Origin of the sequence: Mesobacillus subterraneus (assembly GCF_023715485.1) — a bacterium.
Taxonomy (GTDB): Bacteria; Bacillota; Bacilli; order Bacillales; family Cytobacillaceae; genus Mesobacillus; species Mesobacillus subterraneus_B.
On sequence record NZ_JAMBOF010000033.1, the window covers coordinates 1 to 9,958 of the forward strand.

Genomic DNA, 9,958 nt, shown 5'->3' on the forward strand with positions numbered 1-9,958 from the left:
GTCCCTATGTCTCTTCAACCAAACTACTTCGAACACCGAATGCGACGCCAAAACCGTCCCTTTGTATCTTCACAGTCTAGTGGGTCTTCAACTATTTCTTTAATCCGCTTAGATCGGAGAGATATTTTCTTGTATACCTCGAGTTTACAGCTTCATTGTTCCATTTGCTCTTTATGGTTAGGAGACCACTTAGTCCACCTATTCCGGCTGCTTCTTTTACAACTTCCAAGGAGGTCATTTCTGGAGCCTGTACTGCAATCCAAACACCAAGGCCAACGCTAACAGCAGTTAATCCCAGCGCACTAATTTCAAGCATTAAATCTCTGTGTTCTCCATTAAATTTACTTAGAACCTCATGCGGATCGGAGCTGTTTTCTGCAAGTGTTAATGCTCTATTTAAGGATGTATGAAATGAGTGTAAATTTCTTTTAAAATTAGTCTTTTCTCTAAATTGAATGATCTTATCTATACTTATAGAATGCAGGTTATTAGGTAACTTAATATTAATAATTTTTTTAGCAACCGTTAATGTTGAATTTTTTGGGGGTTCACTAGCTGTTTCTCTATCTGTTGATGGAAAGGTTGCTCTTAATTTCATGCTCATTGTATCAATTAAATTATTATCGGTGATTGCTGAAACATCATTTTGCTCGCCCAAATCATGAGCTAATACACTCATATATAAGACACCCACTTCATTGGGAACAAATGTCCCTTCCTCTCCATATCTGCATAATTTATTGTTCTCACAGAAGGAAAGAAAATCTTCCGTATATTTGTCCCTATATAAATTAAAATTCTGAAATCTTTCATTCTGCCATCTTTCTATAAAATTATCAGAATGAAAAATATCTTTATACTCTTTCGGGTTCGCTATGATACTTTCCAGTGTTTCCACAACGGTATTAGAAGTCTTATCTTTTACAATATGATCATTTTCTGAGATATAGTGTCTTCGAATCAGATCGGTTTCTTGAGTAATCTTCTTAAATGTATCAGAAAGTTCATAACCACTTTCAAAATCATATAACTGAGCTGGATGTATTGGGATAATTTCATCTAAATATAATAAAGCAAATTTAACCCATTCTTCATTCGTTATGTCGATATATGGATAATAAATGTATTTCATTTTTTTCTCCTTTTAATTTATTCCTCAAGCTCACCAATCTTTTCTGCAATTTTCCATCTATCTTCTGCACTTAGGTGCTGAATTTCATTTTCTATCCATTCGAAAAAATCATTCGAATAATAATTTCCTAAATTCGTTGCATTTACAAATAAACTACCTACATGAAGTTGTAAATCCAGTGGAATTGATAATATTCTAAAAAAACGAAAGATGGGCACATTGTACTTTTTCTCAAATGGGTTTTCATCTACAGTGATTGCAATTGTAAATAAAGTACTATTAATCCATTTATCTACGATTCCATAGGATGAAGTAAAATTGGGATCAAAAGGATAATCAAAAATAAACGGATCGGAATCAGGCCCAATTTTAAAAATCAGGAAAAATAAATCTTTCTTTGCTACAATTCCTATTTCTATTGGGTAAGTCTGCAGCAAATTGATTTCATTATTGGTAAGTTGTTTTTGGTAAACCGTCATCAGAACAGAAGAACAGTCTCTAATGCTGGATAATTCTATTCCTTCTTTTTTTGTGTGAAAATGTAAACAAGGTAAACCGGAACCTAAATAGTCGTTTATAGAATTAACAATCAACCAAATCAATCCCTTTCATTCTGAAATAGGAAAATATTACTATTAAATTATACCAATAGAACGACATTTTAAATCCAACAAGTTTTTGACATTAATGAACTTGGTTAGTAGGGAACCACAGTTCACTCACCCAGGTTCAGGGCCCTGCTTCTGACTTAACTCTTTTGACTTCCGATTGAAGCGCAAGAAACGTCACTGTGTTTCTTTCTTCCTTATAATTGAAAAATCACATGACAACGATTAACAAAAATAGTAAAATCAAACTATTATTCAAGGAGGAAATGGAAACTTTTCATATGCACATTTTAAAGAGGACTCGTGATTACAATAATATAAATCTTCTTAAAGCGAGGGATCATAGTTACCATCAGGCTAGGAAATTAACTTGGCTGGTCATCACGCTGGCTATTATCCCTGTTTTTTATTCGATTTTTTCTAATATAACTGGCATCAAGCTTACTACATACTTACATTTGGACAATTTCCTAAACGAAAGGTTAATGGGGACAATTCTCTCAGCAATTGTTTACTCTACTACTCTCGTTTTATCTAATAAGATACGGTTGCTAAAGGTCATATCGAATGACTTTCGGGAAATGTACGACTGTAATGTATTTTCTTTGCCCTTTAACAAATACATTGCTTCTGAACGGGAAGAGCCAGAAATTGCATATCATGCGAATGGGTGGAAGGTATCGGGGTTATATCAGGTTTGGTATGGCGAGACATTCTCCGGCAATCATAATCGGAATGTTCTTGTATGCCAGGCGGATAATATATCCTATGCAGCTTTTCTTTATAAAAAGTTGAACAAACTGCTGATCAGCACTAGTTTTATTTTACTGTTAGTCCTAACTATTTTATTTTTGTACTTAGGAAATCTTGATAGAATCTTTTTTGAAGTCATCATTCCTGCTTTTACTATTTTCACATTAATTTTCAAAGTCACCTACAAATCTTCAGAGATACAAAAGGATTATATGAAGATTTTGGAACAGTTGCGAGAGGACGTTAATAAAAGAGACTTTGATTTAATCTATTTAAGGATGCTGCAAGACAAGATTTTCTTCACTCGTTCGAATGATATTATTACACCCAGGTTTATCAGAGAGAAATTGCTGGGTGAAAACAACGAGTATAAGTCTTTCCTAAACAAATTTAAGGATGACATTTTTGGGAACGATGTAAATCGCCTTACTCTTGCCCATGAGATTCCAATTTACTCTATTGATCGTCAAGGGGAGTATACAATAGGAGAGCTTCATAATAAATTGTTGATTATGATGAAGGATGTAGATACTATTTGCAGTACAAATGAGTTAGAATACATCCTGGATGGCGGATCCTTATTAGGTGCTGTCCGACACAGAGGGTTTATTCCATGGGATGACGACATAGATATTGCGATTAAATACGAAGATTTGAATCAGTTTTATTCTGTGATGCAAGCCAACCTGCCGCCGAACTTTTCTATTCAAAGCTTCTTTGATGATCCTTATTACTCCCCTGTTATGCCTAAATTCCGCATTCGCATGGAAGGGACAGAAGTAATCGAGAAGCTACACAATGCCAGCCAGAACTTCACAAAAAAAGGAATCTTTATTGATGTTTATACGTTAGACTATAGCCTAAAATTCAAATTCCTTGATAAGCTATACCGGCTTACAGTAATGCTGCCTATATATCAGCTCCTAACAAGACTAGATGTGATGTACAAAGGTAAATACAAGTTATTGGCTTTAAAAAGTTCTATCTTCACTTGGAAGAATTCTATAGCAAACTTCCAAAGGACAAAAAATTGATGTCGTATTCACCAAGCTATCTATATAAACCGATAAATCCAGGCCCTTACTATGAAACAGAAAAAACTTTCGTAGATATCACAAAGTTGCCATTTGCCACCTTGGTACTGCCAGCTCCAAATACTCCCGATCATGTGTTAACTCGTTGCTACGGAAAGAATTATATGATTCCAAACAAAACATATATGACAGTACTACAGCATTTAAAAGCGATAAAACTTTGAAGCACCGGACGGTTCATGTGTTTCACTTCTAACTCTAACCAGAAAGCAAACAGGCACCATCCATTTATTGGACAGTGCCCGACACAAAATAAAATGAAAGAAGATATCGTGGCAGATAACCAAAACGCGGAGACGGTTCTTATGTCTCTAAATTTGTAATTTTTTATTTTGGTGACACAATAACCGCCCCTACTTCCCTCTTCGTCTCCCCTTTAATGCATATTAGACCCTGTACCTCCCAGCACCTCATTTTTGGGCCAAATACTATCCGAATTGGGAGAATATTTATAAGGGATTGAATCTGACTGGCAAAAGTCCCGATGACGGAGATCATCTGTGGAAAGTTTACTTACCCTCACATATTGGTTTGAAGATACCTCTATCTTCACGTTCTTCGGAAGGGTAAACAAACCTTCTTTTTGGGTTTCGGCTTTCTTTGACATCTGACTGTTTATATTTTTCAATGTTCTGTTAATTACAGATAAGATATTTGATTCAAAAAACTAGACCGATTGATTAACAAGTATAATCATGATCGAGCATAACTAAAATGACACCGGTACAATACCTAGACCACTTATGATATGCGTTTTTTTAAAATGCCCGTAAAAAACGGGTACAGTTCACCTCCCTATGCTTCTCTCTGCTTACTCCCTTTTTTGCACTGTCATTCATATAACGAATGCTTTAAAATAAAAATCAAATAAACCTGTGTGGTGAGGCCGCTTTGTTTACGGTTATTGTGTTTCTTGGGGTGTTAATGCCGATTGTGGGTCTTGTGATTTTGATTATGATCAGGCTGTTTGATCAGGAGCTTGATGTGCTTGGGCTTGAGAATGTGAAGGTTCGGCTGGAGAAGGAGCTGCAGGAGAGTGAGTATAAGCAGTTGACGGAGCGGATTCAGCCTCATTTTCTGTTCAACACGCTGAACGCGTTTTTATCATTGAGCCGGATTGGTCGCCAGCAGGATATGACTTATGGTTTGGAGCGTTTTTCTTTATTTTTGAGATATCGTTATCAGGATCATGATGTGCTTGTTCCATTTATGACGGAGCTTGAGCATACAAAGAATTATCTAGCGATTCAGCAGTTGCGATTCGGGCCGCGCTTAAGCGTTGAGTACGCGCTGTCCCCGTCAGCGGTTGACTGTAAGATACCGCCCTACACGCTTCAGACGCTTGTAGAGAATTCGTTTAAGCATGGTTTGGAAAAGAAACCTGGAGACAAGTCTTTGAAAATCAGCCTTGAAAGAGAGGGGAACTGGGTTTCACTCAAGGTTGTTGATAATGGGCTAGAAACGATAGATATCAGCAATTCTTTGAAAGGAACGGGATTGGCTAACATCAGGAGACGGTTTCAGTTGATTTTTGACTTGCCGGCTTTCTTGACATTATCGAAAAATGCACAGGGGAAAACAGTTGCCCATGCCTATTGGCCATACATACCGGAGGATGAAGAAGATGAACGTCCTAATCGTTGATGATGAATACTTGGAAATTGAACAGCTTCGCTATTTAATCAAGCGGAAGTATCCTGCCTGGTCGATCTTAGAAGCAGAAGATGCAGTATCTGCCCGAAAAGTCTTGGCTAGAGAAACAATCCACCTTGCGTTTGTTGATATTCATATGCCGGGTGAGGATGGGCTCGTGTTTTCAAAAAGATTAAAGGAAGACCATGAAAATACCGAAGTTGTCATCGTATCTGCCCATCAAGAATTCCAATATGCAAAAAAAGCGATTCAGATGGAGGTTCTCGATTACATTGTAAAGCCAGTTATTGAGGCTGAACTTTATGGGGTCATCGATAAATATGTCAGTGAAAACAAGCGTGCTATAGCAAAATCAGCACATGTTCAGCATGCAATTAGCCGAATAGAGGAGGACTATGCCTGCAAGCTAAGCCTTCAGGATATAGCGGATGATATTCCTGTAAACGCCTCCTATTTAAGTAGTCGCTTTTCCGAGGAAATTGGCACTACATTTCAGGAGTATCTACTAGAATACCGGATTCACCGCGCAAAAAATTTCCTGGTAAAGTATCCAGATTGGAGTATGACGAGAGTTGCTGAAGCAACCGGGTTTTCGAGCCAAAACCATTTCAGCAATGTGTTCAAGAAAATCGAAGGCGTTACACCGTCTAAATATAAGGATGCGAAAAAATGATTGATTGGTATGTAATTCTATTTGTGGCTATTACCTTGCTAATCTTCTATATGAAGGAGTTTGGTGAGCACCCTGACTCTTCCCGATACATCCAGGATCGCGTAAAGGTTCCTGTTTCAGCTGGAACGACGCAATTGCTGTTTCGCCTCATGACAGGAACGTTTTTATTTATTCCATTTTACTTCACGATCACATATGGATACATGGCAGGCTTTGCCCTAGCGGTGTCAGGCAGTTTCATTTTATATGTTTTCAGCACCCAGGTCGAAGAGTTAAGTGGAAAAATAACGATTATCGAGGATCGGTATCAATTTTTAAAAAGTAAATTTACCAAGAAGGGACTACTTGCCTTCTACGGATTAATGATGGTTGCAGCAGCTGAAGGATTGATCATCAGTACAATGCTGGCACATGAATTTTTAAAACAGGTCTTTGGAATATCGTCCTTCATGGCAGCAATGCCGATTCTCTTTTTCAGCTTTATTTTTGCAGGTATGGGCGGGATTAGGGGAATGCGTAAGATTGGTACTTGGTTAATCATGATGTTTTTCATCGGCATTTCCGTTATCCCGTTATCCGCCTTTCTTATTAATGGTGCAAAACCGATTTACATAACTTTATTTGCTGAAAACAGCACGAATCTGGATATAAAGCATTTACTGATTGGCGCGCTTCTTTTCATGCCAGTATTAGCAGGCCATTTAATGGTTTATTTTTTTATGAGCCATGATTTGATGTCGATCAAAAGAAATAGGGTAAGAATATCCATTGGATTGAGCTCGATTTGCTGGAGCAGTATCCCTCTCGCAATTTCATTAATAGTCCTTTATTTGCTAGCTATCACTGGCAGCAAGACTACTGAAGGATTATTGGCAGGACTGCAAGAGCATATGCCAGTTTCCCTCGTCTATATCCTTGTATTTGTCGTTCTTTCCAGCCTGGCAACCGGAATCGGCCTGTCTCTGTATAGAATGTCCTCGATGCTTTTGACAGCATATAAGGGAAAGGCAGCGGTACAAAGAGGCTACTTTTTCAGCATGCTGTTATGCGCCATTCCGATAACTTTATTAAAAGCCCTCCCTGGAGCGTTGGAGTTATCGATTATATTTTACGCAAATTTATTTGCTGCACTGGGATTTCCAATATGGGTAACGATCAAATCAAAAATCATATGGGGTGCAGATTTTGGATTTGTCCTTTTTTCATCAGTATTAATGGGCAGCTGGATAAGTTTTAAAAATGACTGGATGATTGGGGTTCCGGTTAGCATCGGGCTGTCGAGCCTGATTGCCCTCATCTTATTAGTTAGAAATATCAGAAAAGTATAAAAATAATACAAAATCACATAAAGATTCTGTAAAACAGACTCCTTTCTCTTTTTTATAATAGAAAAAAAGGGAGAGGAGTAATTTTAATGGTCCAAACCGTAGCGAAGGAACAGTTTTTTTATGCATTTAGCAAGGATAATAAAGCCGCATTAAGAGTGCCTTCTGGTTCTCAGATTGTGATCGAGACATATGATTGCTTTCAAAACCAGATCCAATCCAATGAGGCAGCCTTCAACTCCATTGACTGGAATCAAATCAATCCGGCAACAGGATCGATTTACGTGGAGGATGCTCTGCCTGGAGATGTCCTGAAGGTTAAGATTGATAATATTGAGCTGGGTGACCAAGGAGTAATGGCGACAGGGCCAGGACTTGGTGTGATGGGCCACAGGATTGATGAATTTCAGGTAAAAATCATTCCGATTGAGGAAGGCAAAGCGGTTTTTAATGAAAAATTGCATCTTCCGCTAAATCCAATGATCGGTGTGATTGGCGTTGCTCCAGAATCTGAACCGGTATCGTGCGGGACGCCTGGTGCACATGGCGGAAATATGGATACAACGACAATTACGACAGGTGCTACTCTCTACTTCCCGATTTTCCAGGAAGGAGCACTGTTTGGCCTTGGTGATCTGCATGCTGCTATGGGTGACGGAGAAATTGGCGTATCCGGAATTGAGATTCCCGGAAAAGTAACGGTCACTTTGGAAGTTTTAAAAGGAAAGTCCATTCGGTTCCCGTTTATCGAAAATGAAGAAGGAACAGCAGTGATTGTTTCCAAAGAAACACTCGATGAAGCAGCGAAAGAGGCAGTTGAGATTTTCATAGATACACTGCTGCCGCATACTGACATGAACCTTGGCGAACTTACGATGCTGATGAGTGCAGTCGGCCAGGTTCAAGTTTCGCAAATTGTTGATCCACTGTTGACTGCAAGATTCTTTGTGCCGAAAAATGTGCTTGAAGCCTATCAAGTAAAATTATTTTAATAAGGGGGGAGTTTAGATGGAACCAGCTGTACCACCACAGGGAAATCAAACAAATGGAGACTCCAATCTAGAGAAATTCGGCTATAAGCAAGAATTGAGACGCTCTCTGAATTTCTGGGATTTATTGATTTACGGGCTCGTCTTTATGGTGCCGATCGCTCCTTTCGGAATTTACGGGTATGTAGCAGAGGGTTCGAACGGAATGGTCGCCCTTGCTTACCTGATTGGAATGGTTGGTATGGTGTTCACCGCCCTTAGCTATGCGCGAATGTCAGAGGCGTTCCCGATTGCCGGCTCCGTCTACTCTTATGCGCAGCGCGGCATTAATGAACATGTTGGCTTTTTTGCCGGGTGGGTCATATTATTGGACTACATTTTAATACCAGCTTTATTATACTTAGTCAGCGCAGCAGCTTTAGGCGATATCGTGCCAGAAGTGCCAATGATTGTTTGGCTGCTGATTTTCATTGGCATCAATACAGTCATCAATGTTTTCGGAATTGAAATTACCGCGAAAGCAAACAAGGTCATTGTCGTGCTCGAACTTATCGTGCTTGCCGTGTTTGTTGTCGCAGCCATTATCGCGATTACAAAAGGAGTTAATGGAGCGGAGTTCAGCTTCAAACCCCTTTACGACAAAGATAATTTCAGCATAGGAATAGTAATGGGCGCCGTTTCAATCGCTGTATTAAGCTTCCTTGGATTTGATGCTATTTCCACTCTTGCTGAAGAAACCAAGGGTGGGAGAACAGTCGTAGGCCGCGCCGTTATTTTTTCACTGTTAGTTGTTGGTGTTTTATTCATTATCCAAACATGGGTGGCAGCACTGATCTGGCCGGATTACACATCCTTTGAAAATGCAGATGTTGCCTTCTACCAGATTGCCGAAATTGCAGGAGGACCTTGGTTAAAATGGACGACAATCCTTGCAACTGCATTAGCCTGGGGTATTGCCGATGCACTTGTTGCGCAGGCAGCAATTTCGAGGATTCTATACAGCATGGCACGCGATAAGAAATTGCCAGGAATCTTATCTAAGGTACATCCGAAATTCCAGACACCTTATGTAAGTACTCTGCTAGTTGCAGGTATTTCATTGGTCGTCACGGTATTATTCGCTTCAAAAATTGACGGTCTTGCATCACTCGTTAACTTCGGAGCATTAACAGCATTCCTGTTCCTGCATCTGTCAGTAATTAATTACTTCATCATCAAACAGAAGAGTAAAAATTACTTCAGTCACCTAGTCCTGCCAGTGATCGGATTAGTAATCATCGGATTCGTATGGTTCAGCCTTGACCCAACATCCAAGCAGCTCGGCTTCATCTGGATGGCCATCGGGATTGTCTATATGATCGGATTGAAATTATTTAAGAAAGATTCTTCATTAAATGTAGATTAATTGTAAAGTGACAGGCACCAGCTACTATGGCTGGTGCCTGTCACTTTTTTTGCTTCTCTTCCTTCACCAGGATCTCAACTTCCACATGACAACCCTCAAGACCCTTCTACCTTAACCGACATACACGAAGAAGGAAGAAATGGCCCAATAAAAGAAGAATAAGAGGCGAAATCAATCTTCAAATCTATCATAAACCAACAAACAAAAATTAGTCCTCGTTATCTCAACCAACCACACAACCTCCATCAAACATATAAAGAGAGAGAAACCAGCACATCTCTCTTCCTTAAAAACAATATTTCGCACCTCGAATGAAACATGAGAAA

At 39.1% G+C, this 9,958-nt stretch carries 8 protein-coding genes; 6 read left to right on the forward strand and 2 right to left on the reverse strand.

The annotated features are described in order from the left end of the window. Positions 1–91 precede the first annotated feature (91 nt). Positions 92–1,132, reverse strand: coding sequence for a hypothetical protein (locus M3204_RS23255; protein WP_251488928.1), 1,041 nt, complete (start codon positions 1,130–1,132; stop codon positions 92–94). A gap of 17 nt (positions 1,133–1,149) precedes the next feature. Next, on the reverse strand, positions 1,150–1,734 hold the full coding sequence (locus M3204_RS23260; RefSeq protein WP_251488931.1) for a hypothetical protein: 585 nt from the start codon (positions 1,732–1,734) through the stop codon (positions 1,150–1,152). 272 nt (positions 1,735–2,006) lie between these two features. Here M3204_RS23260 and M3204_RS23265 point away from each other — a divergent pair, with 272 nt between their 5' ends. The 6 genes from M3204_RS23265 (at position 2,007) to M3204_RS23290 (ending at position 9,632) form a co-directional block, all read left to right on the forward strand. After that, a complete protein-coding gene (locus tag M3204_RS23265) occupies positions 2,007–3,527 on the forward strand; it encodes an S-4TM family putative pore-forming effector (protein WP_251488934.1) in 1,521 nt (506 codons plus the stop codon). A 951-nt stretch (positions 3,528–4,478) separates the two neighbouring features. Next, complete coding sequence (locus M3204_RS23270; protein ID WP_251488937.1) at positions 4,479–5,231, forward strand: sensor histidine kinase; 753 nt, start codon at positions 4,479–4,481, stop codon at positions 5,229–5,231. After that, positions 5,212–5,913, forward strand: coding sequence for a response regulator transcription factor (locus M3204_RS23275; RefSeq protein WP_251488987.1), 702 nt, complete (start codon positions 5,212–5,214; stop codon positions 5,911–5,913). Before M3204_RS23270 ends, M3204_RS23275 begins: the two co-directional genes overlap by 20 nt. Beyond that, positions 5,910–7,241, forward strand: a complete 1,332-nt coding sequence (locus tag M3204_RS23280) for a hypothetical protein (RefSeq protein WP_251488990.1) — start codon at positions 5,910–5,912, stop codon at positions 7,239–7,241. Before M3204_RS23275 ends, M3204_RS23280 begins: the two co-directional genes overlap by 4 nt. 86 nt (positions 7,242–7,327) lie before the next feature. Continuing rightward, a complete protein-coding gene (locus M3204_RS23285) occupies positions 7,328–8,230 on the forward strand; it encodes an acetamidase/formamidase family protein (protein WP_251488992.1) in 903 nt (300 codons plus the stop codon). Between the two features lie 16 nt (positions 8,231–8,246). Continuing rightward, positions 8,247–9,632 (forward strand): APC family permease, encoded by a 1,386-nt coding sequence (locus M3204_RS23290; RefSeq protein WP_251488994.1) that lies wholly within the window; start codon positions 8,247–8,249, stop codon positions 9,630–9,632. The last annotated feature ends 326 nt before the right edge of the window (positions 9,633–9,958 follow it).